The organism is Burkholderia sp. Bp8986 (assembly GCF_003854225.1).
Taxonomy (GTDB): Bacteria; Pseudomonadota; Gammaproteobacteria; order Burkholderiales; family Burkholderiaceae; genus Burkholderia.
The window spans coordinates 108670-134878 of the sequence record NZ_QTQM01000007.1; the positions used below are offsets into that span (position 1 = coordinate 108670).

The window sequence follows — 26209 nt, forward strand, 5'->3', positions numbered from 1 at the left end:
CCGTCCATGTCCAAAACGCCACACGAGGCGCCCGCACTCACCGCTCACGAGGATCACCCCGGCTGGCGCGCCTATCTGAACACGCACATGCTGATCTGCGTGTTCCTGGGCTTCACGTCGGGGCTGCCCCTGTTCACGCTCGTCTACCTCGTGCAGGCATGGCTGCGCTCCGAGGGCGTGAACCTGAAGGAAATCGGCCTGTTCGCGCTGATCCAGTTCCCGTATACGTGGAAGTTCCTGTGGGCGCCGCTGATGGACCGCTACATCCCGCGCCTGCCCGGCTGGCGGCCGGGCCGCCGGCGCGGCTGGATGCTGCTCACGCAGGTGCTGGTCGCCGGCGCGATCGCCGCGCTCGGCTTCGTGTCGCCGCGCGACTCGATCTGGACGGTCGCCGCGCTCACGACGCTCGTCGCGTTCTTCGGCGCAAGCTCCGACATCGTGATCGACGCCTATCGCCGCGAACTGCTGCGCGACACCGAGCAAGGCCTCGGCAACGCGGTGCACGTGAACGCATACAAGCTCGCCGCGCTGATCCCCGGCTCGCTCGCGCTGATCCTGTCCGACCACATGCCGTGGGACGCCGTGTTCGCGCTCACCGGCGCGTTCATGCTGCCGGGCATCCTGATGACGCTGCTCGTGCGCGAACCGGAAGTCGTCGGCGCGCCGCCGCGCAACCTGCGCGACGCGATCGTGCTGCCGTTCCGCGAATTCATCCAGCGCGACGGCTGGAGCGGCGCGCTGCTCGTCATCGCGTTCATCTTCCTGTTCAAGATCGGCGACACGATGGCCACCACGCTGTCGACGTCGTTCTTCCTCGACATCGGCTTCACGCGCACCGAGATCGGCATCGTCGCGAAGACCACCGCGCTCGTCGCGAGCGTCGCCGGCGGCATCATCGGCGGCGTCTGGCTCGTGAAGATCGGGATCGGCCGCGGGCTGTGGATCTTCGGCGCGCTGCAGATGGTGTCGACGCTCGGCTTCGCATGGCTCGCGCAACTCGGCCCCGGCTCGCCGGTGCTCGCGATGCTGTACGACTTCACGGTATCGACGAGCCATGCGATCGCGGCGGCGCTGTCCGTGTTCGGCGTCGCGGTCACGCCGCAATTCAGCCCGATGACGGTCGCGCTCGCGATCGTCTACGGCGTCGAAACCTTCACGACCGGCCTGACGATGGCCGCGTTCGTCGCGTATATCGCGAGCACGACCGATCCGCGCTACACGGCCACGCAGTTCGCGCTGTTCACGAGCCTGGCGTCCGTGCCGCGCACCCTCGCATCGGCCGCGAGCGGCTTCATCGTCGCGAAGATCGGCTGGTTCGACTACTTCATCGTGTGCACCGCGCTCGCGATCCCCGGCATGCTGCTGCTGTTCAAGATCGCGCCGTGGAACGGCACCGCGCGCAACGGCGAGGCCAGCCGTGCGCAATGACCGCCTGCATCGCGTGGCGCGCGTCGCCGCCGCGCTGGGCGTCGGCTTCGCGACGCTCGGCGCGGCGGGAAGCGCTCATGCGTCCGACACCGTTGCGGCCATGGCCGGCTCCGCGCCCGCTGCCCCGGCATCGCCGTCCACACCGGCTGCATCCGCTCCCCCGCCTGCAGCCGAAGCCGCGCAGCCGACCGGCGCCGCCGTGCCCGCGAAAGCCTATACGCCGGCGCCGCAGCAGGTTCGCTACGGCAATGCGATCGCGTTCCGCACGCTGATCCCGTCGCCGCTGCTCGAACAACTCACCGCGAACGAATACGCGCAGATCGTCCAGGCCGCCGCCGACAGCGACCGCCTGCTGCCCGCGAACCAGCCGCGCGTGAAGCGGCTGCGCGCGATCGTCATGAAGCTCGCGCCGTATTCGGTGAAGTGGAACGATCGTGTGAAGAGCTGGGCGTGGGACGTCAACGTGATCCGCTCGCGCGACATCCGCATCACCTGCCTGCCGGGCGGCAAGGTGCTCGTGTACGGCGGGCTGCTCGATCGCGTCCGCCTGAACGACGACGAGTTCGGCGTGCTGATCGCACACGGCATCGCGCACGCGCTGCGCGAACACGCGCGCAGCAATTTCAGCGCGACGTCGCAAACGTCGCTGCGCGCCGCCACGCTGCCGCCGCTGTTCGGCGTCGGCGATCCGTTGCCGCAGGCGCTGAACCTCGGCGAACGCCTGCAGACGCTGCGCTACGACCCGACCGACGAAACCGAAGCCGACGTGATCGGCGGCGACATCGCCGCCCGCGCGGGCTTCGATCCGCGCGCGGCGATCACGCTGTGGGACAAGCTCGCGGCGGCGACGCGCGCGAACAAGGCGTCGGGCTTCATCTACATGCATCCGTACAGCGCCGCGCGGCGGCAGGATCTGCTGAACCGCCTGCCGGACCTGATGCCGCTGTATGCGAAGGCGACGGCCAAACGCGTCGACACGCTGCCCGACTACGCGGGCATCAGCGCGCAGCGGCGCAAGGTCGTACGGCGCTGAGCGCCGCACCCGGCGGCTTCCCGGGAATCACCGGCACGCATCACCGGCGCACGAGGCCAGGCGCTACGCGCCGACTTCCGACTCGACCGGCCGGCTGCCGATTTCGCGCATCCAGCGTACTTCGTCTCCCGGGCTGCGGCCGAACAGCCGCTTGAACTCGCGGCTGAACTGCGACGCGCTCGCATAGCCGACCCGTGCCGACGCCGCACCCGCGCCGAGACCGTCCTGCACCATCATCAACCGGGCCTGGTGCAGGCGCGCGGCCTTCACATACTGCATCGGCGACGTCGCCGTCACGTGCTTGAACTGCGCGTGGAACACCGCAACGCTCATCCCGGCCTCGCGCGCGAGCGTCTCGACGTCGAGATCGGCCTTCAGGTCCGCATGGATGCGCCGCAGCGCCTTCGCGATGCGGCCGAAATGATGCTGCTGGACGAGCGCCGCCCGAATCGCGTCGCCCTGCGCCCCCGTCAGCACGCGGTATGCGATCTCGCGCATGATCGCCGGCCCGAGCACGCACGTGTCGTGCGGCGACGCGAGCGCTTCGAGCAGCCGCACCACCGCGTCGGCGAGCGGCGCGTCGAGCGGCGTCGAATAGACGCCGTGCGGCTCGCTGACTGAAGCACCCAGCGTCTCGTCGAGCAGGATCGCGAGCTCGGCGATCACCGCGAGATCGACGCGGATCGAGATCGCGAGAAACGGCTCGTCCATGCTCGCGAAGGTCTCGCATTCGAACGGTAGCGGCACCGACAGCACGAGATACTGCTGCGCGTCGTAGACGAACGAGCGGTCGCCGAGATAGCCGAGCTTGCGGCCCTGGCACACGACGATGATGCTCGGTTCGTACAGCACCGGCATGCGCGGCACGGGGCGGTTCACGCGGAAGAAGCGCACGCCGTCGAGCGCCGCCGGCGTATCGCCCTCGTTCGGCGCGAGACGCGCATGCAGCTCGATCATGCGGCGCCGCACACGGTCGCCCGTGTCGTCGAAAAGGGGTTGGAAGCTCACGGGCGTCGTCCTGTCCGGCAAGAGAATCAGGCTCGCAATGTAGCACCTTGAAAGCGTTTTGACGGCCGTTCGCGTGCACTTCGAGAGGAATAGGCAAATCTTCGAGACCTTCGTGTATTTCGCCGACGCGGCCCGCTCCTTACGATGGGCACCTGTCTCGCCGCGTCGCCACATGATGCGGCGGCAGTCTGATTCGCCGGACTTTTTGCCGGACAAGGAGCCCCCTGCATGAGCACAACCTACGCTTACGCGGCGACCGACGCGCGCTCGCCGCTCGCCCCGTTCGAATTCCAGCGCCGCGCGCTGCGCGACCTCGACGTCCAGATCGAGGTGCTCTACTGCGGCGTCTGCCACTCGGACCTGCACCAGGCCCGCAACGAATGGCGCAACACGATCTACCCGGTCGTGCCGGGCCATGAAATCGTCGGCCGCGTGACCGCGACCGGCCCGCAAGTGTCGCGCTTCAAGGTCGGTGAGCTGGTCGGCGTCGGCTGTCTCGTCGATTCGTGCCGCACCTGCCCGAGCTGCGCGGAAGGCCTCGAGCAGTATTGCGAGAACGGCTTCGTCGGCACCTACAACGGCCAGGACCGCGTGACCGGCGACGTCACGTACGGCGGCTATTCGACGCAGCTCGTCGTCGACGAGGCATTCGTGCTGCGCGTGCCCGAGACACTCGACCCGGCCGGCGCCGCGCCGCTCTTGTGCGCGGGGATCACGACCTATTCGCCGCTGCGCCAGTGGAACGTCGGGCCCGGCAAGAAGGTCGGGATCGTCGGCCTCGGCGGCCTCGGTCACATGGGCGTGAAGCTCGCGCGCGCGATGGGCGCGCACGTCGTGCTGTTCACGACGTCGCCGTCGAAGATCGAGGACGGCAAGCGTCTCGGCGCGCATGAGGTCGTGATCTCGAAGGACGAAGCGCAGATGAACGCGCACCTGAACAGCTTCGACTTCATCCTGAACACGGTCGCCGCGCAGCACGACCTGAACCCGTTCCTGCACCTGCTGAAGCGCGACGGCACGATGACGCTCGTCGGCGCGCCGGAGCACGACCATCCGTCGCCGCAGGTGTTCAACCTGATCTTCAAGCGCCGCCGCCTCGCGGGCTCGCTGATCGGCGGGATCGCGGAAACGCAGGAAATGCTCGACTTCTGCGCGGAGCACGGCATTACGTCGGATATCGAAACGATTCCGATGCAGCAGATCAATGCCGCTTACGAGCGGATGCTGAAGAGCGACGTGAAGTACCGGTTCGTGATCGACATGGCGTCGATCAAGCAGTAAGCGACGCACCAAACGAAACGGGGCCGCATGTTCGACATGCGGCCCCGTTTTGCGTCCGGCGACCGGACGACTCGACGGCGACGCGCAGCGCGTCGCGCCGACGCTCACTTCTTGTAGTCGTAGTCGACCGTCAGCGGCGCGTGATCGCTGAACTTGATGTCCTTGAAGATCGACGTGCGCTTCGCGGTGCCGGCCACGCCCGGTGTCGCGATCTGGTAATCGATCCGCCACCCGACGTTCTTCGCGTACGCCTGGCCGCGATTGCTCCACCACGTGTACTGCTCGGGGCGCGGATCGAGCGTGCGGAACACGTCGACGTAGCCGACATCGTCGAACAGCTGCGTGAGCCACGCGCGCTCTTCCGGCAGGCAGCCCGAATTCTTCTGGTTGCTCTTCCAGTTCTTGATGTCGATTTCCTTGTGCACGATGTTCACGTCGCCGCACAGGATCACCTCGCGCTTCTTCTTCAGCTCGGCGAGGTGCGGCATGAACTCGTCCATGAAGCGGTACTTCGCCTGCTGGCGCTCTTCGCCGCTCGAGCCGGACGGCACGTACACCGACACGACCGACAGCTTGCCGTAGCGCGCCTCGACGTAGCGCCCCTCGGAGTCGAATTCGCTGCTGCCGAAGCCGATGATCACGTCATCGGGCTCGTGGCGGCTGTACACGCCCGCGCCGCTGTAGCCCTTCTTCTCGGCGTGATGGAAGTAGCTCCTGAAGCCGTGCGGCTCGACGAATTCGGCCGGCAGGTCGTCGGCCGATACCTTGATTTCCTGCACGCACACGCAGTCGGCATTCTGTTCGCCGAGCCATTCGAAGAAGCCCTTCTTCGCGGCGGAGCGGATGCCGTTCAGGTTGGCGGTAATCACTCGCATCATGTCGGGTTCCGTTGTTCAGTTCAGTTCGATGTGGTTGCAGGATCGCAGCCTAGCGGATCTTCACGCCTTCGAGTTCCGGCTTCGGCGGCGGGAATTCGAGCTTCATGTCGGTCATCGTGCGCAGCAGCAGCTCGGCGATCATCACGTTGCGGTGCGTCTTCGAGTTCGCCGGGATCACGTACCACGGCGCATGCTCGGCCGACGTCGCGGCGAGCGCATCGCGGTACGCCGACTGGTACGCCTCCCAGTGCTTGCGCGCGTCGAGATCGGCGATGTCGAACTTCCAGTGCTTGGTCGGATCGTCGATGCGCGCCTGCAACCGCTCGCGCTGCTCGTCCTTCGAGATGTGCAGGAAGCACTTGACGATCGTCGTGCCGTTCTCGAACAGCATCGTCTCGAAATCGCGGATCTGCCGGTAGCGGCGCTCGCATTCCTTGTCATCGATCGCGCCGATCACGCGCGGCACGAGCACGTCTTCGTAGTGGCTGCGGTTGAAGATCGCGAGCTCGCCCGCGGCCGGTACCTGCGCATGCACGCGCCAGAGGAAGTCGTGCGCGGCCTCGATCGGCGTCGGCGCCTTGAACGACACGACGCGCAGGCCGAGCGGATCGACCTCGCGGAACACGGCGCGCACGGTGCCGTCCTTGCCGCTGGTATCCATCCCCTGCAGCACGAGCAGCACGCGCTTCTTCTGCTGCGTGTGCAGGCGCTCCTGCTGGACGTCGAGCTCGGTCGACACGGCCGACAGCCGTTCGCGGTCGGCGTCCTTCGACCCCGACGAAAACGGCTTCGCGGCCGGATCGAACGCATCGAGCTTGAATGCGGCAGCTTCCTTCTCGCGCGTGCTGTACGGCACGCGGAAATCGTCGAGCGACGGTTGTTTCGCCATTCGTTCCTCCGTTGGACGGTGCGATGCACACGCGCACACGATAACGCATGCACCAAAACGACGGGCCGCCCCGAACAGGTTCGGCGGCGGCCCGTGGTCAGGCGCGGTTCAGGCGCGCGGCCATGCTCAGCCGAGTTTCTTCTTCAGCAGCTCATTGACCTGCTGCGGATTGGCCTTGCCCTTGGTCGCCTTCATCGCTTGGCCGATCAGCGCGTTGAACGCCTTTTCCTTGCCGGCGCGGAACTCCTCGACCGACTTCGCGTTCGCCGCCAGCACCTCGTCGATGATCGCTTCCAGCGCGCCGGTGTCGGAAATCTGCTTCAGGCCCTTCGCGTCGATGATGCGGTCGGCCGCGCCTTCGTCGGTCGCCTTCTCGTCCCAGATCGTCGCGAAGATTTCCTTCGCGATCTTGTTCGAGATCGTGCCGTCGGCGATGCGCTGCAGCACCAGCGCAAGCTGCGCGGCCGACACGGGAATCGCGTCGATCTCGATGCCGTCGCGGTTCAGCTGCGACGACACGTCGCCCATCAGCCAGTTCGCGGCGATCTTCGCGTTCGCCGCGCCGGCCTTCGCGACCACCGCCTCGAAGTAGGCGGCCATCGCCTTGCTCGACGTCAGCACGCCCGCGTCGTACGCGGACACGCCGTACTGCTCGACGAAGCGCTGCTGCATCGCGGCCGGCAGCTCGGGCATGCCGGCCTGCACGCGCTCGACCCAGTCACGGCCGATCACGAGCGGCATCAGGTCGGGGTCGGGGAAGTAGCGGTAGTCGTGCGCGTCTTCCTTGCTGCGCATCGAACGCGTCTCGCGCTTGTCCGGATCGTAGAGGCGCGTTTCCTGCACGACTTCGCCGCCATCCTCGATCAGCTCGATCTGGCGGCGCACTTCGTAGTTGATCGCCTCTTCAAGGAACCGGAACGAGTTCAGGTTCTTGATCTCGGCACGCGTGCCGAACTTTTCCTGGCCGACCGGGCGCACCGACACGTTCGCGTCGCAGCGGAACGAGCCTTCCTGCATGTTGCCGTCGCAGATGCCGAGCCACACGACGAGCGCGTGCAGCGCCTTCGCATACGCGACGGCCTCGGCCGCGCTGCGCATTTCCGGCTCGGTGACGATCTCGAGCAGCGGCGTGCCCGCGCGGTTCAGGTCGATCCCGGTCATCCCGGCGAAGTCTTCATGCAGCGACTTGCCCGCATCTTCCTCGAGGTGCGCGCGGGTCAGGTTGACGGTCTTCTCGTACGCTTCCTTGCCGGCCTTTTCGTTGGCGGGCACCTGGATCGTGATCTGGCCGCCCTGCACGACCGGAATCTCGTACTGGCTGATCTGATAGCCCTTCGGCAGATCGGGGTAGAAGTAATTCTTGCGCGCGAAGATGCTGCGCGGCGCGATGGTCGAGCCGATCGCGAGGCCGAAGCGGATCGCGCGCTCGACCGCGCCGCGGTTCAGCACCGGCAGCACGCCCGGCAGCGCCAGGTCGACCGGGCAAGCCTGCGTGTTCGGCTCCGCGCCGAACTGCGTCGACGCGCCCGAGAAAATCTTCGAGACGGTCGACAGTTGCGCGTGCGTCTCGAGACCGATGACGACTTCCCATTGCGTAGTCATTGCTTACACCCCTGCCGGAACTTGCTTGTGCCAGCCGGTCGCGCGCTGGAACGCGTCGGCGACCTGCAGCATCCGGGCTTCGTTGAAATAGTTGCCGATGATCTGCAGGCCGACCGGGCGCTTCGCGTTCGCGCCGGCGCCGAAGCCGCACGGCACGCTCATGCCGGGCAGACCGGCGAGGCTCACCGACAGCGTGTAGATATCCGCGAGATACATCTGCACCGGATCGTCGCCCTTCGCGCCGAGATCCCATGCGACCGTCGGCGACGCCGGGCCCATGATCACGTCGCACGACTTGAACGCTTCCTGGAAATCGTTCGCGATGATGCGGCGGATCTTCTGCGCCTGCAGGTAGTACGCGTCGTAGTAGCCGTGCGACAGCACGTAGGTGCCGACCAGGATCCGGCGCTTCACCTCGGGGCCGAAGCCTTCAGCGCGCGACTTCTTGTACATGTCGAGCAGGTCGCCGTACTGCGCGGCGCGGTGGCCGAAGCGCACGCCGTCGAAACGCGACAGGTTCGACGACGCCTCGGCCGGCGCGATCACGTAGTACACGGGGATCGACAGTTCCGTCTTCGGCAGCGACACCGGCACGAGGGTCGCGCCGAGCGCTTCATACTGCTTGAGCGCCGCGTCGATCGACGCGCGCACGTCGTCGGCCAGACCATCACCGAAATACTCGTTCGGCAGGCCGATGCGCAGCCCCGCGAGCGGCTTGCCCGCATCGTTGCCGGCCGCCCACGGCTGGCCGAGATGACGCGTGAAATCCTCGTCGTCGCGCTCGAGGCTCGTCGAGTCGCGCTCGTCGAAGCCGGCCATCGCGTTCAGCAGCAGCGCGCAGTCGGACGCGCTCTGCGCCATCGGGCCGCCCTGGTCGAGCGACGACGCGAACGCGATCATCCCGTAGCGCGACACGCGGCCGTAAGTCGGCTTGATGCCCGTCACGCCCGCGAACGACGCGGGCTGGCGGATCGAGCCGCCGGTGTCGGTGCCGGTCGCGGCCGGCGCGAGGCGCGCGGCGACGGCCGCCGAGCTGCCGCCCGAGCTGCCGCCCGGCACGGCGTTCGTGTCCCACGGGTTCTTCACCGCGCCGAACGCCGAGTTCTCGTTGGACGAGCCCATCGCGAACTCGTCCATGTTGGTCTTGCCGAGCGTGACCATGCCGGCCGCCTGCAGGCGGGCGACGACGGTCGCGTCGAACGGGCTTTCGTAGTTCGCGAGCATCTTCGAGCCGGCGGTCGAGCGCCAGCCGCGCGTGACGAACACGTCCTTGTGCGCGATCGGCAGGCCGGTCAGCGCGCCGCCCGCGCCGCGCGCGAGTTCGGCGTCGGCGGCCTTCGCCTGCGCAAGGGTGAGGTCGGCATCGACATGGACGAACGCGTTCAGGTCGCGTGCCGCGTCGATCCGTTTCAGGTAGAGCTGCGCGAGCTCGACGGCCGAGCATTCCTTGGCGGCGAGCGCGGCGCGCAGTTCGGTCAGGCTTTTTGCGTGCATTGAGTGGTTTTCCTGGGAATTCTGGGTGGCGCGCGGCGCAGGCCGGCCGGCGCGCTTCTCATCGAATGCTTACTCGATCACCTTCGGCACGAGATAGAGGCCGTCCTGGACGGCCGGCGCCGGACGCTGGTTGTCGTCGCGATTGACGACTTCCGTCACGGCGTCGTCGCGCAGGCGCTGCGCGACTTCCTGGATCTGTTCGATCGGGTGGGCGAGCGGCGCGATGCCGGCGGTGTCGACCGCCTGCATCTGCTCGACGAGGCCGAAGAATTCATTGAGCTGGCCGAGCGTATGCTCGGCGTCGGCGTCGGCCATTTCGAGTCGCGCCAGGTGCGCGATGCGTTTCACATCGGTCAGGGTCAGGGCCATGCGATCACCGGAAAAACAAGGCTGCGCAGCGCATTGAAAACCGCGCTGCGGCGGGGGGTTGGAGGGTACGATCCCACCCTCAAAAATCAGGGCCGAAGCGGCAAAAATACCGTCCGTTTCGATTCAAATACCGCGAAATTATAAGGTATCATTACGCGTTCGACCCAAACCCGGCAGCCTTTTCCCGCACCGTTTCGCCCCGCTTCGGCAAGCCGTGCGTGCTTCGTGCGATTCCCGGTAGACATCACTCGCAGCTTCGTGCGCCGCGGCGGCCGCTTCCGCCACGCTTCCCGAGGCTGTTATTTTTTCCGCTGCCCGCCCTCAGCGTTCGCTATGCAGGGCCGGCCCAGAGCGAAACAGGATTCTGAATGTTCGGTTTTTTGCGCAGCTACTTCTCCAACGATCTGGCGATCGACCTCGGCACCGCAAACACCCTGATCTACATGCGTGGCAAGGGCATCGTGCTCGATGAGCCGTCGGTCGTGTCGATCCGCCAGGAAGGCGGCCCCAACGGCAAGAAGACGATCCAGGCAGTCGGCAAGGAAGCCAAGCAGATGCTCGGCAAGGTGCCGGGCAACATCGAGGCGATCCGCCCGATGAAGGACGGCGTGATCGCCGACTTCACCGTCACCGAGCAGATGATCAAGCAGTTCATCAAGACGGCGCACGAGTCGCGCATGTTCTCGCCGTCGCCGCGCATCATCATCTGCGTGCCGTGCGGCTCGACCCAGGTCGAGCGCCGCGCGATCAAGGAAGCCGCGCACGGCGCCGGCGCATCGCAGGTCTACCTGATCGAGGAGCCGATGGCGGCCGCGATCGGCGCCGGCCTGCCGGTGTCGGAAGCCACCGGCTCGATGGTCGTCGACATCGGCGGCGGCACCACGGAAGTCGGCGTGATCTCGCTCGGCGGCATCGTCTACAAAGGCTCGGTGCGCGTCGGCGGCGACAAGTTCGACGAAGCGATCGTCAACTACATCCGCCGCAACTACGGGATGCTGATCGGTGAGCAGACGGCCGAGGCGATCAAGAAGGAAATCGGCTCCGCGTTCCCGGGCTCCGAAGTCAAGGAAATGGAAGTGAAGGGCCGCAACCTGTCGGAAGGCATTCCGCGCAGCTTCACGATCTCCAGCAACGAAATCCTCGAAGCGCTGACCGATCCGCTGAACCAGATCGTGTCGTCGGTGAAGATCGCCCTCGAGCAGACGCCGCCGGAACTCGGCGCCGACATCGCCGAGCGCGGGATGATGCTGACGGGCGGCGGCGCACTGCTGCGCGACCTCGACCGCCTGCTCGCGGAAGAAACCGGCCTGCCGGTGCTCGTCGCCGAAGATCCGCTCACCTGCGTCGTACGCGGTTCGGGCATGGCGCTCGAACGCATGGACAAGCTGGGCAGCATCTTCTCGTACGAGTGATCGACGAGTGATCGCCTAAGCAGTCCCGTTTGATATGGCGCACCCGCGGCGTGGCCGGATCGCTCGTTCAGAACGAACCGCCACGCCGTTCGCGCGTCTGAGCATTATTTAACCGATCGCCACGCGCCCGGCGCCGACCATGGAATACAGTCCGCCGCCCCTCTTCAAGCAAGGTCCGCCCGCGCTCGCGCGGCTCATCTTCTTCGTCGCCCTCGCCATCGCGCTTCTCGTATCGGACGCGCGCTTCAGCACGCTCGAAATCGTCCGCGGCGTGCTCGGCACCGTGCTGTACCCGCTGCAGCGCGCGGCGCTCGTGCCGCGCGACCTGTTCATGGGCGCGGCCGACATCGCCGTCACCGGTGCGTCGCTGCGCCACGAGAACGACGCGCTGCGCAAGCGCAACCTGCAGCTGTCCACGCAGGCCAACCAGGCCGCGGTGCTCGCGCAGGAAAACACGCATCTGCGCGCCGTGCTCGAGCTGCGCCAGCACATCGCGACGCATTCGACGCCGGTCGAGATCCAGTACGACACCAGCGACCCGTTCACGCAGAAGATCGTGATCGGCCAGGGTTCGCAGCAGGGCATCCAGAACGGCGCGCCGGTCGTCAGCGAGGACGGCGTGATCGGCCAGGTCACGCGCGTGTTCCCGCTGCAGGCCGAAGTCACGCTGATCACCGACCGCGATCTCGCGATTCCCGTGCAGGTGCTGCGCACCGGCCTGCGCAGCGTGATCTACGGCACGCCGAAGGGCGATTCGCTCGACCTGCGCTTCGTGCCGACGAGCTCGGACCTCGTCGCGGGCGACGAGCTCGTCACGAGCGGCCTCGATGGCGTCTATCCGCCGGGCCTGCCGGTTGCGAAGGTCGCGAAGGTCGACAAGCTCGCCGATACCGCGTTCGCGCGCGTGACCTGCGCGCCGGTCGCCGCCGTGCGCGGCGCGCGGCAGATGCTCGTGCTGCATTACCAGAACGATGTCCCGCCGCGCCCGGCCGAGCCCGAGCCGGCCGACAAGAACGCGAAGGGCAAGAAGGGCGCGAAGGCCGCCGCGAAGAGCGACAAAGCCGACAAGGCCGAGAAGGCCGACGCGAACGCGAAGCCGGCCGCCGCGGCCGCAGCCGGCGCGAAACCGGCGCCGGCTGCACCTGCCGCCCCCGCCGCTCCGGCCAAGCCCGCCGCCGCGCCCGCGAAGCCCGCGGCCGGGCAACCAGGAGCCCAGCGATGAACCGCCCGCAATACATCCTGCAGCCGGTCAATCCGTACTTCATCGTCTTCAGCCTCGCCGCCGCGTTCCTGCTGAACCTGATGCCGTGGGGCCGCCTGCCCGGCGTGCCCGACTTCGTCGCGCTCGTGCTGCTGTTCTGGAACATCCACCAGCCGCGCAAGGTCGGGATGGGCGTCGCGTTCGCGCTCGGCATCCTGATGGACGTGCATGACGCGGGGCTGCTCGGCGAGCATGCGCTCGCCTATACGCTGCTGTCGTACGGCGCGATCACGATCCACCGCCGCGTGCTGTGGATGCCGATCGGCGTGCAGGTGCTGTACGTCACGCCGCTGCTCGTCGTCGCGCAGCTGGTGCCGTTCGTGATCCGCCTCGTGATGGGCGCCGCGTTTCCCGGCTGGCGCTATCTGGTGGACGGCTTCGTCGAGGCCGCGCTGTGGCCGATCGCGAGCCACCTGCTGCTGATGCCGCAACGCCGCCCGGTCGACCCGGACGATACGCGCCCCATCTGAGCCGGACCGACCTTGAATACCCGCCGCCCCCACGCCCGCGCGCCGCGCTCCGGGGCGGCTCCTCGCCCGCGCGCGCTCGCCGCGCACGGGCCAGATCGATCGTAACCGCATGACCGAATTCAACGACACCCAACAGCAGCTCTCGAAGTTCCGCCTGCGCGTCGCGGCGGCGGGCGTGTTCGTGTTCGTCTGCTTCGGGCTGCTCGCGAGCCGCTTCTTCTACCTGCAGCTGATGCAGCACGGCAAATACGCGCTGCAGGCCGAGGAAAACCGCATCTCGGTCGCACCAATCGTGCCGAACCGCGGGATCATCACCGACCGCAACGGCGTGGTCCTCGCGAAGAACTATTCGGCCTACACGCTCGAGATCACGCCGTCGAAGCTCGACGACACGCTCGACAACACGATCGACAAGCTGTCCGAGATCATCCCGATCGACGCGCGCGACCGCCGCCGCTTCAAGAAGCTGCAGGAAGACTCGAAGAACTTCGAGAGCCTGCCGATCCGCACGCGCCTCACCGACGCGGAAGTCGCGCGCTTCACCGCGCAGCGCTTCCGCTTTCCCGGCGTCGACGTGCGCGCGCGGCTGTTCCGCCAGTACCCGCTCGGCATGACGGCCGCGCACGTGATCGGCTACATCGGCCGGATCTCGAAGCGCGACCAGGATCGCATCGACGCGATGAGCGACGACAACGACAGCGACCAGGAACACTACGATCCGCGTCGCGACGCGAACAACTACAAGGGCACCGACTACATCGGCAAGATCGGCGTCGAGCAGAGCTACGAAACCGAGCTGCACGGCCTCACGGGCTTCGAGGAAGTCGAGGTGACGGCCGGCGGCCGGCCCGTGCGCACGTTGTCGCGCACGCAGGCGACGCCCGGCAACAACCTCGTGCTGTCGCTCGACATCGCGCTGCAGCAGGTCGCCGAGCAGGCGTTCGCCGGCAAGCGCGGCGCGCTCGTCGCGATCGAGCCGAAGACCGGCGACGTGCTCGCGTTCGTGTCGTCGCCGAGCTTCGACCCGAACTCGTTCGTCGACGGCATCGACCAGCAGACCTGGGACGAACTGAACAACTCGCCCGACAAGCCGCTCCTGAACCGCCCGCTGCACGGCACCTACCCGCCCGGCTCGACGTACAAGCCGTTCATGGCGCTGGCCGGCCTGACGCTCGGCAAGCGCACGCCGGGCTGGGGCTTCCAGGATCCCGGCTACTTCACGTTCGGCGGGCACACGTTCCGCAACGACGTGCGCTCGGGCCAGGGCTGGGTCGACATGAACAAGGCGATCATGGTGTCGAACGACACCTACTTCTACATGCTCGCGCGCGATCTCGGCGTGAACGCGATCGCGAACTTCATGAAGCCGTTCGGCTTCGGCCAGATCACCGGCATCGACATCCAGGGCGAGGCGCGCGGGATCCTGCCGTCGACCGACTGGAAGAAGAAGGCGTTCAAGAAGGCCGCGCAGCAGAAGTGGTTCGACGGCGAGACGATCAGCCTCGGGATCGGCCAGGGCTACAACTCGTACACGATCCTGCAGCTCGCGCATGCCACCGCGACGCTCGCGAACAACGGCGTCGTGATGAAGCCCCACCTCGTGAAGGAAGTCGAGGATCCGATCACGCGCGGGCGCCACCTGACCGTGCCGAAGGAAAGTGAAACGATCCCGCTCAAGCAGGCCGACATCGATGTCGTGAAGCGCGGGATGGAGAACGTGATCGAGAACCCGTCCGGCACCGCGTACAAGGTGTTCCGCGGCGCGTCGTACCTCGCGGCCGGCAAGACCGGTACCGCGCAGGTGTTCTCGCTGCAGGGCTCGAACTACAAGGGCCACCTGCTCGCCGAGCACCTGCGCGACCACGCGCTGTTCATCGCGTACGCGCCGGTCGACCATCCGCAGATCGCGCTCGCGCTGGTCGTCGAGAACGGCGGCTGGGGCGCGCAGGCCGCGGGCCCGATCGCGCGCCGCGTGCTCGACTTCTACCTCGTCGAGCGCCAGAAACCGGAGAACGAGGCGGCTGCCGTCGCCGCCGCCGCGTCGGCGACCGAGCCGATCAGCGCACCGGTGATCGGCGATGCCTCGAAGGCAGTGTCCGTCGCGGCCGGCTTCAAGGCGCTGCCGCAGCCGGTCGTGCCGGCCGCGGCCAGCGCGGCGGATGCGGCATCGGCCGCGTCGGCGCCCGATGCGCCGGGTGCGGCCGCGGCAAGCGCGGCGCAGCCCGCCGACGCGAGCGCCGCGGCGCCGAGGGCCGCGAGCCTGCCGCCGATCCGGCGCCCGCACCGGCCGCGCCGGCCCGCCAGCGACGCGCAGCCGCTCGCCGCCGCGCCGCGCGACGACAACTTCCGTGTCACGGCCTCCGCGAAAGCGGTGAACGCCGGCACCGCTCATTAACGGAGAAAGGCATGCAATTCGACAAGCGCGCCTGGCTCGACAAGATCAAGCAGATGTTCGCGGGCTTCGACCGCCCGCTCGCCCTCATCGTGTTCCTGCTGCTGTGCGTCGGCATCGTCACGCTGTACAGCGCGTCGATCGACATGCCGGGCCGCGTCGAGGATCAGCTGCGCAACATCCTGCTGACGTTCGTGCTGATGTGGGTGATCGCCAACATCCCGCCGACGACACTGATGCGCTTCGCGGTCCCGCTCTATACGTTCGGGGTCACGCTGCTGGTCGCCGTCGCGCTGTTCGGGATGACCAAGAAGGGCGCGAAGCGCTGGCTGAACGTCGGCGTCGTGATCCAGCCGTCGGAAATCCTAAAGATCGCGACACCGCTGATGCTCGCGTGGTACTACCAGCGCCGCGAAGGCGGGCTGCGCTGGTACGACTTCATCGCCGCGTTCGCGATCCTGCTGGTGCCGGTCGGCCTGATCGCGAAGCAGCCCGACCTCGGCACGGGCCTGCTCGTGTTCGCGGCCGGCTTCTTCGTGATCTACCTCGCGGGCCTGTCGTTCAAGCTGATCGTGCCGGTGCTCGTCGCGGGCGTGATCGCGGTCGGCTCGATCGCCGTGTTCGAAGAGCGCATCTGCCAGCCCGAAGTGCAGTGGCCGCTGATGCACGACTACCAGAAGCACCGCGTGTGCACGCTGCTCGATCCGACCTCCGACCCGCTCGGCAAGGGCTTCCACACGATCCAGGCCGTGATCGCGATCGGCTCGGGCGGCGCGCTCGGCAAGGGCTACCTGAAGGGCACCCAGGCCCACCTCGAATTCATTCCGGAGAAGCACACCGACTTCATCTTCGCGGTGTTCTCGGAAGAATGGGGGCTCGCCGGCGGCCTCGTGCTGCTGACGCTGTACATGGCGCTGATCGCACGCGGGCTCTATATCGCCGCGCAGGGCGCGACGCTGTTCGGCCGGCTGCTCGCGGGCTCGCTCACACTCGCGTTCTTCGTCTACGCATTCGTCAACATCGGGATGGTGAGCGGCGTGCTGCCCGTCGTCGGCGTGCCGTTGCCGTTCATGAGTTACGGCGGCACCGCACTCGCGACGCTCGGTGTCGCGATCGGCATGATCATGAGCGTCGGGCGACAGCGGCGGTTGATGAAGAGCTGACGGCGCGGCGCGACACGGCACGCAGTCGAAAGTAATGAAAAACGGCGCCTCGGCGCCGTTTTTTCGTTCTGCGCGTATCGCATGGCGCCGGCGCTGCCTACTCACTGCGGTGGCGTCGCGCGCGGGCTCCCATGATCCGCACCGGCGCCCGATGCAGGCTCCTGCGCCTTGAGCCGCGCGCTCAGTTCCTTGAATTTCAGCCCGGCCGTCTCGTCGCCCTGCGCGGCCGCGGCCGCGTAATACGCGCGCGCGATGTTCAGGTTCTGCGTGACGCCGTCGCCACCGCGCTCGTAGAACGACGCGGTCACGTACTGCGCGGTCGGCTCGCCCGCGTCGGCCGCCTGCTTGTACCACTCGAACGCCCGCCGGTTGTCGCGCGGCGTGCCGCGCCCGTCGAGGAACTGGTTCGCGAGCGACAGCTCGGCCTGCACGTGCCCCTGCTTCGCCGCGCGCAGGAACCAGCGGTGCGCTTCGGCCGGGTTGCGCGCAACGAACTCGCCGTCGTCGAACATGCGCCCGTACACGTACTGCGCATGCGACATGTTCGCGTCGGCCGCCCGCTTCAGCCAGCGCAGCCCTTCGTCGACGTTCGCGGTCACGCCGACACCCGTGAGCAGCATCATCGCGTAGTTGAACTGCGCGAGCCGGTCGCCGCGTTCGGCCGCGTCGTGGAACTGCACCAGCGCTGCGCGATAGTCGCCCGCGTTGTAGTCGGCCACCGCGGATTGCGTCTCGCGCGCCGGGTCCGGCTTCGCGTGCGGCGCATTCTGCGCAACCGCCGCGACGCATACGGCCCACAGCCCGAGCAGCGCGCCGATCCGCCCGCGTACGCCGGCCGCAAGCCGCACACCTTCGTGCCCCGCGCCGTCGACATCGTTCATGACCGCACCTCCTGCAATGCCTGGCGCGTCGCACGCAGCAGCCAGCTCACGTCGGCCGACAGCGTGATCATCCGGAAGCCGGCCTCGCGATACTGGCGCGCGGTTGCGGTATCGCTCGCGAAGATGCCGACCGCGACGCCGGCCTGCTTGCCGGCCGCGAGCACGCGCGCGATCGCGGTTTCGACGTCCGGATGGCGGCTGTCGCCGAGGTGCCCGAGGCTCGCCGCCAGATCGGCCGGGCCGACGAACAGGCAGTCGACGCCCGGCGTCGCGGCGATCCGCTCGACTTCGTCGATACCGCGCGCCGATTCGATCTGCACGATCACCGCGACCTGCGCGTTCGCCGTCTGCAGGTAATCGCGGCGCATGCCGAACGCCGCCGCACGCACCATGCCGGCCACGCCACGCAGCCCGTCGGGGGAATCCGGCGACGGGAAGCGCGTGAGCCGCACCGCGTGCGCGGCCTCGTCGGGCGTCTCGATGCACGGGAACATCAGCGTGCGCGCGCCGGCGTCGAGTGCGCGCTTCACGAGCCACGGCTCGCGCCCCGGCACGCGCACGACGGGCTCGCTCGGCAGGTGCGCGGCAGCCAGCGCGCGCAGTTGCGACGCGACGTCGCGGCTGTCGTTCGGCGCATGCTCCATGTCGATGCAGAGCCAGTCGTAGCCGGCGTGGGCGAGCGCTTCCGCGGCCGAATCGCAGCCGAGCGACAGCCACAGGCCGTACAGCGGCTCGTCGCCGTCGTGCAGGCGTTGTTTGAGGGAATTGGTGAGCGTGCTCATCGATACGGGCTCCTGGACGGAACGGCAATCGAACGGGACAAGCAACGGGCGAAGCGGGCGCAATGCGCCGGGCCGCGATGCCCGGCGGCGCCGGACCGGGCCCTGGAACGTCAGTCGGTCGTGAGCAGCCGATCTGACAGCGCGGGCCGCGCGATGTCGCACGGATGTGTTTTCCGGTGCCACGCAACGATCATAGCGCGGCGTCACGCGGAATGTGGGAACAGGCGGGGAACGGCGCCGGGCGAGGCCGCGCGGCGCGGCGGCAGGCAGCCCGCGCCGGCTGGCGGGGCTGCCGGGAAGGCAGGATCAGCGGCCGGGCTGGCGCTCGACGTCGGCCCAGCAGTTCGGCGTTTCGTACAGGCGCACGCGCTCCAGGCGCAGGTTCACACCGTAGTGCGCGTCGTACACGTTCGCGAGGATGTCGAACGCGATCGCCGCGAGGTTCTCGACGGTCGGGATCCGGTCGAGCACGACGGTCTTGTGGTCGGCCATCTGCTCGAGGAACGAGCGCACGACTTCGTCGCGCGCATAGACCAGGAACGCGTGATCCCACTTGTTCACGAGGTGCTCGACCGCGAGCGCCTTCACGTCGGCGAAGTCCATCACCATGCCGCGGTCGGGCGCCCCCTCGGTATCGACGAGATCGCCGCGCAGCGTGACTTCGAGCACGTAGCGATGGCCGTGCAGGTTGCGGCACTGGCTGCGGTGATCGGGAATGCGGTGGCCCGCGTCGAATTCGAGTTTTCGGGTAATCAGCACGATGTCAAAAGCCGTGGCTCAGGGAATGTTCAGATATTTGTGGGTCTGCATCGACAGCCGCCACTGCGGATGCCGCTTGCACCAGTCGATCGCGAGCTTCGTATTGAGATCGCGCGACGGGCCGTCCATCGGCTGCACGAGAAAATACTCGAAATCGAGCTTCGCGTAATCGGCCAGCCGCTGGTTGTCCTGCGGGATCACGACCTTCAGTTCGTTGCCCTTCGTGACGACGAGCGGCGCGTCGGCCTTCGGGCTCACGCAGATCCAGTCGATCGTCTCGAGCACCGGCAGCGAGCCGTTGGTCTCGATCGCGATCTCGAAGCCCGCCGCGTGCAGCGCGTCGACGAGCGGCTGGTCGAGCTGCAGCATCGGCTCGCCGCCCGTGCAGACGACGAAGCGGTGCGCCTCGCCGTTCGGCCACAGGCCGGCGATCGTCGCGACGAGCGCGTCGGCGTCCTTGAACTTGCCGCCGTTCTCGCCGTCGGTGCCGACGAAGTCGGTATCGCAGAAGCGGCACACGGCGTCCGCCCGATCCTCTTCGCGGCCCGACCACAGATTGCAGCCGGCGAACCGGCAGAACACGGCCGGACGGCCCGCGTTCGCGCCCTCGCCCTGCAACGTGTAGAAAATTTCCTTGACCGCGTAAGTCATCGTGCTTCGTCCGGCTCGCGCCGCTCGTTGTCGATCAGAATCCGTTATCCATCCAGCGCTGCCGGCGCACCCGCGTCACAGCGGTGCTTCGGTCACGCGCTCGCCCTTCAGGTAGGCCTCGTAGCCGCGCTTGCGCAGCTTGCAGGCCGGGCATTCGCCGCAGCCGAAGCCCCAGTCGTGCAGTTCCGCGCGCTCGCCCACGTAGCACGTGTGCGTCTCGACGCGGATCAGCTCGACGAGCGCCTCGCCGCCGAGCTGCTCGGCGAGTTGCCAGGTCTGCGCCTTGTCGAGCCACATCAGTGGCGTCTCGAGCACCATGCGCGTGTCCATGCCGAGGTTCAGCGCGACCTGCAGCGCCTTCATCGTATCGTCGCGGCAGTCCGGGTAGCCCGAGAAATCGGTCTCGCACATCCCGCCGACCAGCACGCGCAAGCCGCGGCGATAGGCGATCGCGGCCGCGATCGTCATGAACAGCAGGTTGCGGCCCGGCACGAACGTGTTCGGCAAGCCGTTCGCCGCGGTCTCGATCTCGATCGTGCGGGTCATCGCGGTATCGCTGATCGCGCCGAGCACCGACAGGTCGACCATGTGATCGTCGCCGAGGCGGTCGGCCCAGGCGGGAAACTGACGCTTCAGCGCGTCGCGCACGCCTTCGCGACATTCGAGTTCGACGCGGTGGCGCTGGCCGTAATCGAAGCCGAGCGTCTCGACCGTCTGGTAGCGTTCGAGGGCCCAGGCCACGCACGTGGCCGAGTCCTGCCCGCCGGAAAACAACACGAGCGCGCCGTCTTTAGCGTCTGTCCGAATCACCGTGATACTCCGTGAATGTGTAGGCTCGCGTCGCGCTGCGCCCCGGGGCCGGCTGCCGCCGGGCGGCCCGACGCGTGCCGGCCTGCGCCGGCTCGACCAGTATAGGCAGCGCGGTCGGCCGCGAACGCGGCGGAGCGCTTATACCGCCCATCGCGCGGCTTCGTTGCCGCACATCACGGCAGCGCCTGCGGGCAGCCTTGCCGTGCGCATGAAGCGATGCGCTAAGTCATTGAGCGGGCACGGATTTTATCACGCCCCGGCGAATGCTGCCGGGCGCACCGCCAATGCCGCGCGAACCCACCACAAACGAAAAACCCCAAGAACCTTCCGATTCTTGGGGTTGGAACTGCTGGTGGCCTGGGACGGAATCGAACCATCGACACGCGGATTTTCAATCCGCTGCTCTACCAACTGAGCTACCGGGCCAACGAAGAAACAAAGTATATCGAGCTTTATTGAGTCGCACAAGGGGTTTCGTGAAATTTCTTATACGGCCCCTTCCGACGGCTTCTTGCCGAGCTCGACGCCGAGCTGCTTGAGCTTGCGATACAGGTGCGTGCGCTCGAGGCCCGTCTTCTCCGCGACGCGCGTCATGCTGCCGTTCTCGCGCGCGAGGTGATATTCGAAGTACGCGCGCTCGAACGCGTCGCGCGCTTCGCGCAACGGGATGTCGAACGGAATCGCGGCCGTCTGGCCCGCGAGGCCGAGCGCCGCGGCCATGTCGTCGCCGAGCGTCGGCAGCGCGGCCGCGGACGCGACCGCCGCCGGGCCCGATGCCTGGCCGCCGCCCGCCTTCGCCGCCGCATTGGCAGACACCGGTGCCGCGCCGCGCGCGAGACCGTGCTCGACGGACTTCAGCAGCTTCTGCAGCGCGATCGGCTTCTCGAGGAAATCGAGTGCGCCGATCTTCGTCGCCTCGACGGCGGTATCGATCGTCGCGTGCCCGGACATCATGATCACGGGCATCGTCAACAGGCCCTGCGCCGCCCATTCCTTGAGCAGCGTGACGCCGTCGGTATCGGGCATCCAGATATCGAGCAGCACGAGATCGGGCGCCTGATTCAGACGGTATTCCCGCGCGGCCTGCGCGTTTTCCGCCGCCTCGACGACATGTCCTTCATCGCTGAGGATCTCCGAGAGCAATTCCCGGATGCCCATTTCATCATCTACCACCAGGATGGTTGCCATTTACGCTGCCTTTGTCTGCACACTTGCTTTTGTCTTGGCGGGAGCCGCCCCGCCCTGCGCGCCGGATTCGACGCCTGGCGTATCGCTCGCCATCTGCAGGAACAGGATCGACACCTGCGCACCCTCGACGGTCTCGCCGTGCATGCGATTGCGCAGATCGATCCGCGCGCCGTGCTCATCGACGATTTTCTTGACCGTGGCCAATCCGAGCCCCGTGCCCTTCGCCTTCGTCGTCACGTAAGGCTCGAACGCACGGGTCAGGATGCGTGCCGGAAAACCGGGCCCGTTGTCGGACACGGTAAGACGTACCGCGACGCGCGTTTTGCCCTCGGCGTCGGGGTCGCCATATTCTACTGTCTTGGTTTCGATCAACACACGCGGATGCGCGACTTCCGCGACCGAATCCTGCGCGTTCTGCAGCAGGTTGTGAATCACCTGGCGCAGTTGCGTCGCGTCGCCGCGGATCACCGGCAGCGACGGCGCGAGTTCGGCGACGATCGCGCTCTTGCCTTCGCCGACACCATACAGCCCGAGCACCTCGCTCGCCAGTTCGTTCAGCTGCAGGTTGGCGAGCACCGCCGGCGGCGTGCGCGCATATTCGCGGAAGTCGTCGACCATCCGCTTCATCGCGGCCACCTGGTTGACGATCATCGTCGCGCCGCGCTTGAGCACGTCGGCATCGGGCGGCGCGAGCTTGTCGGACAGCTTCATCTGCAGGCGCTCGGCCGACAGCTGGATCGGCGTCAGCGGGTTCTTGATCTCGTGCGCGAGCCGCCGCGCGACCTCGCCCCATGCGACCGAACGCTGCGCGGAAATCACGTCGGAGATGTCGTCGAACACGACGACGTAGCCGGACGTTTGCGGATCGTCGGCCTCGCCCTCGACGGTCGATACGAGGCGCGTGCCGCGTACGAGCAAGGTCAGCGGATCGGCTTCGCCCGGCACTTCGATCGCGAACTGCTGCTGCCAGTGGCCGCGGTCGCCGCCGCCGTCGTCGGACGCCGCTTCGCGATCGGCGAACGCCTTGCGCACCATCGCGCCGAATTCCGCGATGACGCCGATCCGGTCGAGCGCCGTGCCGATCATCGCGCCGAACGGTTGCCGGAAAATTCGCTCGGCGCCGCGGTTGGCCGTCGTCAGCCGGAACTGGCGATCGAGCACGAACACGCCGGCGGTCAGGTTCGCGAGGATGCTCTCGAGATAGGTCTTCGAATGCTCGAGCGCGACCCGGTTCTTCTCGACCGCGAGCCGCGCCTCGGACAGCTGGCGCGTCATCGCATTGAACGACTGCGTGAGGAAGCCGAGCTCGTCGCGCGACTTGATCTCGCGCTTCGGCGTGTAGTCGCCTTCCGTGATCTCCTTCGTGCCCTGCGCGAGCAGGAACAGCGGCCGCGCGAGCTGCTGGCCGAGCGCGAGCGCGAGCATCATCGCGATGAAGGTCGCGAGGAACAGCGCGAGCGTCAGCGTGCCGATGTACATCTTGCGCAAGCCCGTGCGGCCGAGCGATTTTTCCTGGTACTCGCGATACGCGCGCTGCACTGCGTCCGCATTGTGCGCGAGCGTGGGCGGCACCGGCTGCGTGAGCTGCAGGAACCGCTCCGCCGGCTGCAGCAGCGACGTCGTCGCGTCGGGAATCGGCCGCACGACACGCAGCCGCAATGCGCCCTTCGCGCCATGCGCGCGCGGGTCGCCGTCGACCTCGCCCTCGATCGCCGCATACGCGCCGTGTTCGCGCGCCTGGCTCAGCATCAGCGGCGTCGGCAGGTCGTCCGGAATCAGCGCGGCGAAATTGCCCGATGCCTGCGCGACGATGTGCAGGTCGGGCGCCGCGCCGGAGCCGCCGCGACTCGGCTCGACGATCGTCGCATCCTGCACGCCGAACTGGTCGCGCAGGCGCAAGAGCGTGAGCGTCGTGCCGTTCGTGTTCGCATCGACGCTCGCGAGCTGGTCGGACATCAGCCGCGCCTTCGTCTGCAGGTCGGACAGCGACGCGTCGAGCATCCCGCGGCCGAGGTTCAGGCCGGCCGTCAGCGCGGTCTCGACGTTCACGTCGAACCACGACTCGATACTGCGCGACACGAACTGGTACGACACGATGTAGATGATCCCGCCCGGCACCACGCCGACGAGCGCGAAGAACACCGCGAGCTTCGCGAGCAGCCGCGTGCCGAACTTGCCCTTCCTCAGGCGCACGACGATCATCCCGATCAGCCCGAGCACCACGAGCAGGAACACGAGCGCGACGACGATGTTCGTCGCGTACAGCCACGAGTAGTAGCGGTCGAAGAATTCGGTGTTCGCGCTCGCGGCCGCGAGCAGCACGAGCAGCAGCAATGCGGTGATCGCGACGGTCGAGACGATCACGCGAACGAGGAGGCTCTTCCCGCTGGCCGCGCGGCGCACTTTATTTAGCACGTTCGGTCACCGTGAAGGTAAAGCGCTTCCAGTCCGACCCGAGCGTCCAGTCGCGGTTGTTCACCGCGTCGACCTGGAACGGCTTCGGCATCAGCGCCGTATCGAGCTGCATCCGCACCGAGGCCGTGTAGGTTTCGCCGGCACGCACCTGGTTGCGGTCGATCACGTGCCACGACGTGATGTGCCGGACGACCGCGAGCGCGTCCTTCAGCGACGGGAAGCCGAGTTGCAGGCCGCCGGTCGACACGCGGTACTCGCGCGTGAGCGGCTGGAACGACAGCCGGATCGTCTGCGACACCGACACCGGCTGCTCGTCGAACCAGTACCAGCGCGCGCGGCCCAGTTCGAAATCGGTCGTGAAGTAAAGCGGGATGCCCTTGTTGACGGCATCCTCGAGGTTCGGATTCAGCTCGAAATCGAAGCGGGCATCGAGGCTCCAGCCGCTTCCGTCAGCCTGCAGCGATGCACGCTGCACGGCGATCGACTCGGCGCGCGCCGGCCGAACGACCGTCATGCACAGCGTCAACGCGACCAGCAGGACGGCCGCAAGCCGAAGTGGAAAAAGGTGTTTGATCGTCACCGTTTCTGAAACCGCGCGTAGAAAAATCCGTCGTGATCGGTGTTCTGGTCGCGTGCGCCGGCCGCCCCGCCGTGCACGCCGCCCGGCAGCAGTTGGCCGGGCGCGTCCAATCGTACCGCATCTTCACAGGCCGCTTCAAACCAGCGCGCCTGCAATTCACCTTCCTCGGGGAAGATCGAACAGGTCACGTAGAGCAGTTCGCCGCCCGGTTTCACCAGCGGCCACAACGCGCTCAGGATGCGGCGCTGTTCCGCGACGAGCGCGGCGATGTCGGCTTCGCGGCGCAGCCAGCGGATGTCGGGATGACGGCGCACGATGCCGGACGCCGAGCACGGCACGTCGGCCAGGATGCGATCGAACGGACGGCCGTCGTACCACGCGTTCGGTGCGCCCGCGTCGCCGACGCGCACGTCCGCCGCGAGCGACAGGCGCGCGAGGTTCTCGCCGATGCGCGCCGCGCGGGTCGCGTCGCTTTCGAGCGCAACGACTTCCGCGTCGGCCAGTTCGAGGATATGCCCGGTCTTGCCGCCCGGTGCCGCGCACGCGTCGAGCACGCGCATGCCGTCGCGCGCACCGAGCCATTCGGCCGCGAGCTGCGCGCCGGCGTCCTGCACCGACACGACGCCATCGGCGAAGCCCGGAATGCGATCGACTGGCAGCGCCGACGCGAGCCGCACCGCGTGACGGCCGATCGCGGTCGCGTCGATCCCGCTCGCACGCAGCGTGTCGAGATACGCGTCGACGCTCGCGCGGCGCGCGTTCACACGCAGCGTCAGCGGCCCCTGGCGCTCGCCGGCCGCGAGGATCGCCTGCCATGCGTCGGGCCATGCGCGCTTCACCGCGTCGACCCACCAGGTGCGGTAATTCCAGCGCGCGACCGGATCGTCCTGCAGCGCCGCGACGAGCACGTCGCGCTCGCGCAGGAAACGCCGCAGCACCGCGTTGACCAGCCCCTTCGCGAACGCGTATTCGCGTCGCGCGCCGATTACAGTCACGGCCTGGTCGACGATCGTGAACGCCGGATATGCAGCCGTTTCCTCCGGATCGAGCAGCAGCGCGAATGCGCCGGCGAGCACCGCATGCACATGCGCGGGCGGCGCTTTGCTGACGAGCCGGCCGATCAGCCAATCGGCGCTCCCGAGACGACGCATCGTCCGGTATGCAACGTCCTGCGTCGCGCCACGCGCAAGCGCCTGCGTGCCGGCCGGCATCTGCGCGAACACCGCGGCCAGTGCCGCCGGCAGCGCGGTGCCGCGCCGCACCGCATCGACTGCCTGCGCGGCCGCGTCGAGCGCGAAGCCCAGCGAATCGGGCGCGAGATGCAGCGCGGACGGGCGCGCCGGGCGGCCGGAGGAAGACGGGGCGGAGGAACGGGTTCGTGTCATCGGAGCAAAATCGGCAAACGGGTGCCGCGAGCGGCGGGAACCCTGCGGCCGCATGGCCGCCGCGATTCCAAACCGCGC

At 67.7% G+C, this 26209-nt stretch carries 23 protein-coding genes and 1 tRNA gene; 8 read left to right on the top strand and 16 right to left on the bottom strand.

Annotated features, from left to right (window positions below):
* Positions 1–6 precede the first annotated feature (6 nt).
* The gene (locus tag DID99_RS09850) at positions 7–1428 is read left to right on the top strand and encodes an AmpG family muropeptide MFS transporter (RefSeq protein WP_124486695.1); all 1422 of its coding nucleotides are present in this window, start codon (positions 7–9) and stop codon (positions 1426–1428) included.
* A complete protein-coding gene (locus DID99_RS09855) occupies positions 1418–2461 on the top strand; it encodes a M48 family metallopeptidase (RefSeq protein ID WP_124666564.1) in 1044 nt (347 codons plus the stop codon). Before DID99_RS09850 ends, DID99_RS09855 begins: the two co-directional genes overlap by 11 nt.
* Positions 2462–2524: 63 nt before the next feature.
* Here the strand turns inward: DID99_RS09855 and DID99_RS09860 are convergent, their stop codons facing one another.
* A complete protein-coding gene (locus DID99_RS09860) occupies positions 2525–3469 on the bottom strand; it encodes an AraC family transcriptional regulator (RefSeq protein ID WP_044847827.1) in 945 nt (314 codons plus the stop codon).
* A 228-nt stretch (positions 3470–3697) separates the two neighbouring features.
* On the opposite strand from DID99_RS09860, the gene DID99_RS09865 reads away from it, so the two are divergent.
* Complete coding sequence (locus tag DID99_RS09865; protein WP_124520555.1) at positions 3698–4750, top strand: NAD(P)-dependent alcohol dehydrogenase; 1053 nt, start codon at positions 3698–3700, stop codon at positions 4748–4750.
* A gap of 104 nt (positions 4751–4854) precedes the next feature.
* Here the strand turns inward: DID99_RS09865 and DID99_RS09870 are convergent, their stop codons facing one another.
* The 5 genes from DID99_RS09870 to gatC form a co-directional block, all read right to left on the bottom strand.
* Positions 4855–5628, bottom strand: a complete 774-nt coding sequence (locus DID99_RS09870) for an exodeoxyribonuclease III (RefSeq protein ID WP_044847825.1) — start codon at positions 5626–5628, stop codon at positions 4855–4857.
* Between the two features lie 49 nt (positions 5629–5677).
* Entirely contained in the window at positions 5678–6517 is an 840-nt protein-coding gene (locus DID99_RS09875) for a polyphosphate kinase 2 family protein (RefSeq protein ID WP_124486698.1), read from the bottom strand.
* 126 nt (positions 6518–6643) lie between these two features.
* Positions 6644–8119, bottom strand: coding sequence for an Asp-tRNA(Asn)/Glu-tRNA(Gln) amidotransferase subunit GatB (gatB, locus tag DID99_RS09880; RefSeq protein ID WP_044847823.1), 1476 nt, complete (start codon positions 8117–8119; stop codon positions 6644–6646).
* Positions 8120–8122: 3 nt separating this feature from the next.
* The gene (gene gatA, locus DID99_RS09885) at positions 8123–9613 is read right to left on the bottom strand and encodes an Asp-tRNA(Asn)/Glu-tRNA(Gln) amidotransferase subunit GatA (RefSeq protein WP_124666565.1); all 1491 of its coding nucleotides are present in this window, start codon (positions 9611–9613) and stop codon (positions 8123–8125) included.
* Positions 9614–9682: 69 nt separating this feature from the next.
* Positions 9683–9982 carry an Asp-tRNA(Asn)/Glu-tRNA(Gln) amidotransferase subunit GatC gene (gene gatC, locus DID99_RS09890; protein WP_006407213.1) on the bottom strand — a complete coding sequence of 100 codons (300 nt, stop codon included), beginning with the start codon at positions 9980–9982 and terminating at the stop codon, positions 9683–9685.
* 368 nt (positions 9983–10350) lie between these two features.
* Here gatC and DID99_RS09895 point away from each other — a divergent pair, with 368 nt between their 5' ends.
* The 5 genes from DID99_RS09895 (at position 10351) to rodA (ending at position 16680) form a co-directional block, all read left to right on the top strand.
* Positions 10351–11394: a rod shape-determining protein gene (locus DID99_RS09895; protein WP_004189550.1), complete on the top strand. Its 1044-nt coding sequence runs from the start codon at positions 10351–10353 to the stop codon at positions 11392–11394.
* 139 nt (positions 11395–11533) lie between these two features.
* Complete coding sequence (mreC, locus tag DID99_RS09900) at positions 11534–12616, top strand: rod shape-determining protein MreC (protein ID WP_124666566.1); 1083 nt, start codon at positions 11534–11536, stop codon at positions 12614–12616.
* Entirely contained in the window at positions 12613–13125 is a 513-nt protein-coding gene (gene mreD / locus DID99_RS09905) for a rod shape-determining protein MreD (RefSeq protein WP_009687274.1), read from the top strand. Before mreC ends, mreD begins: the two co-directional genes overlap by 4 nt.
* Before the next feature lie 109 nt (positions 13126–13234).
* Positions 13235–15520: a penicillin-binding protein 2 gene (mrdA, locus tag DID99_RS09910; RefSeq protein WP_124570764.1), complete on the top strand. Its 2286-nt coding sequence runs from the start codon at positions 13235–13237 to the stop codon at positions 15518–15520.
* 11 nt (positions 15521–15531) lie between these two features.
* Complete coding sequence (rodA, locus tag DID99_RS09915; RefSeq protein WP_044847360.1) at positions 15532–16680, top strand: rod shape-determining protein RodA; 1149 nt, start codon at positions 15532–15534, stop codon at positions 16678–16680.
* A 101-nt stretch (positions 16681–16781) separates the two neighbouring features.
* On the opposite strand, the gene DID99_RS09920 is transcribed toward rodA, so the two are convergent.
* From DID99_RS09920 to rsmB, 10 genes are all read right to left on the bottom strand, one after another.
* Positions 16782–17561, bottom strand: coding sequence for a tetratricopeptide repeat protein (locus DID99_RS09920; RefSeq protein WP_124570765.1), 780 nt, complete (start codon positions 17559–17561; stop codon positions 16782–16784).
* A complete protein-coding gene (locus DID99_RS09925; RefSeq protein WP_044847358.1) occupies positions 17558–18343 on the bottom strand; it encodes an HpcH/HpaI aldolase/citrate lyase family protein in 786 nt (261 codons plus the stop codon). The genes DID99_RS09920 and DID99_RS09925 overlap by 4 nt, the downstream gene beginning before the upstream one ends.
* Positions 18344–18649: 306 nt before the next feature.
* Positions 18650–19102: a 6-carboxytetrahydropterin synthase QueD gene (gene queD / locus DID99_RS09930; protein WP_044847357.1), complete on the bottom strand. Its 453-nt coding sequence runs from the start codon at positions 19100–19102 to the stop codon at positions 18650–18652.
* Between the two features lie 18 nt (positions 19103–19120).
* Positions 19121–19753: a 7-carboxy-7-deazaguanine synthase gene (gene queE / locus DID99_RS09935; RefSeq protein WP_124570766.1), complete on the bottom strand. Its 633-nt coding sequence runs from the start codon at positions 19751–19753 to the stop codon at positions 19121–19123.
* A gap of 75 nt (positions 19754–19828) precedes the next feature.
* A complete protein-coding gene (queC, locus tag DID99_RS09940) occupies positions 19829–20563 on the bottom strand; it encodes a 7-cyano-7-deazaguanine synthase QueC (RefSeq protein ID WP_044847355.1) in 735 nt (244 codons plus the stop codon).
* A gap of 350 nt (positions 20564–20913) precedes the next feature.
* Positions 20914–20989 (bottom strand) — tRNA-Phe (locus DID99_RS09945).
* 60 nt (positions 20990–21049) lie between these two features.
* The gene (esaR, locus tag DID99_RS09950; protein WP_044847354.1) at positions 21050–21751 is read right to left on the bottom strand and encodes a response regulator transcription factor EsaR; all 702 of its coding nucleotides are present in this window, start codon (positions 21749–21751) and stop codon (positions 21050–21052) included.
* Positions 21752–24166: a sensor histidine kinase EsaS gene (gene esaS / locus DID99_RS09955; RefSeq protein ID WP_124666567.1), complete on the bottom strand. Its 2415-nt coding sequence runs from the start codon at positions 24164–24166 to the stop codon at positions 21752–21754.
* Complete coding sequence (locus DID99_RS09960; protein ID WP_124486704.1) at positions 24156–24746, bottom strand: DUF4390 domain-containing protein; 591 nt, start codon at positions 24744–24746, stop codon at positions 24156–24158. Before DID99_RS09960 ends, esaS begins: the two co-directional genes overlap by 11 nt.
* Positions 24743–26131, bottom strand: a complete 1389-nt coding sequence (gene rsmB, locus DID99_RS09965) for a 16S rRNA (cytosine(967)-C(5))-methyltransferase RsmB (protein ID WP_124666568.1) — start codon at positions 26129–26131, stop codon at positions 24743–24745. The genes DID99_RS09960 and rsmB overlap by 4 nt, the downstream gene beginning before the upstream one ends.
* Between the last annotated feature and the right edge of the window lie 78 nt (positions 26132–26209).

What these genes read in the sequence shown, in the direction of transcription:
- rsmB (WP_124666568.1), bottom strand. Translation starts at nt 26,131, where the DNA reads ATGACACGAACCCGTTCCTCCGCCCCGTCTTCCTCCGGCCGCCCGGCG.
- DID99_RS09920 (WP_124570765.1), bottom strand. Translation starts at nt 17,561, where the DNA reads ATGAACGATGTCGACGGCGCGGGGCACGAAGGTGTGCGGCTTGCGGCC.
- mrdA (WP_124570764.1), top strand. Translation starts at nt 13,235, where the DNA reads ATGACCGAATTCAACGACACCCAACAGCAGCTCTCGAAGTTCCGCCTG.
- DID99_RS09870 (WP_044847825.1), bottom strand. Translation starts at nt 5,628, where the DNA reads ATGATGCGAGTGATTACCGCCAACCTGAACGGCATCCGCTCCGCCGCG.
- DID99_RS09850 (WP_124486695.1), top strand. Translation starts at nt 7, where the DNA reads ATGTCCAAAACGCCACACGAGGCGCCCGCACTCACCGCTCACGAGGAT.
- DID99_RS09895 (WP_004189550.1), top strand. Translation starts at nt 10,351, where the DNA reads ATGTTCGGTTTTTTGCGCAGCTACTTCTCCAACGATCTGGCGATCGAC.
- queE (WP_124570766.1), bottom strand. Translation starts at nt 19,753, where the DNA reads ATGACTTACGCGGTCAAGGAAATTTTCTACACGTTGCAGGGCGAGGGC.
- gatB (WP_044847823.1), bottom strand. Translation starts at nt 8,119, where the DNA reads ATGACTACGCAATGGGAAGTCGTCATCGGTCTCGAGACGCACGCGCAA.
- DID99_RS09875 (WP_124486698.1), bottom strand. Translation starts at nt 6,517, where the DNA reads ATGGCGAAACAACCGTCGCTCGACGATTTCCGCGTGCCGTACAGCACG.
- rodA (WP_044847360.1), top strand. Translation starts at nt 15,532, where the DNA reads ATGCAATTCGACAAGCGCGCCTGGCTCGACAAGATCAAGCAGATGTTC.
- gatC (WP_006407213.1), bottom strand. Translation starts at nt 9,982, where the DNA reads ATGGCCCTGACCCTGACCGATGTGAAACGCATCGCGCACCTGGCGCGA.
- DID99_RS09865 (WP_124520555.1), top strand. Translation starts at nt 3,698, where the DNA reads ATGAGCACAACCTACGCTTACGCGGCGACCGACGCGCGCTCGCCGCTC.
- mreD (WP_009687274.1), top strand. Translation starts at nt 12,613, where the DNA reads ATGAACCGCCCGCAATACATCCTGCAGCCGGTCAATCCGTACTTCATC.
- DID99_RS09925 (WP_044847358.1), bottom strand. Translation starts at nt 18,343, where the DNA reads ATGAGCACGCTCACCAATTCCCTCAAACAACGCCTGCACGACGGCGAC.
- gatA (WP_124666565.1), bottom strand. Translation starts at nt 9,613, where the DNA reads ATGCACGCAAAAAGCCTGACCGAACTGCGCGCCGCGCTCGCCGCCAAG.
- esaR (WP_044847354.1), bottom strand. Translation starts at nt 21,751, where the DNA reads ATGGCAACCATCCTGGTGGTAGATGATGAAATGGGCATCCGGGAATTG.
- mreC (WP_124666566.1), top strand. Translation starts at nt 11,534, where the DNA reads ATGGAATACAGTCCGCCGCCCCTCTTCAAGCAAGGTCCGCCCGCGCTC.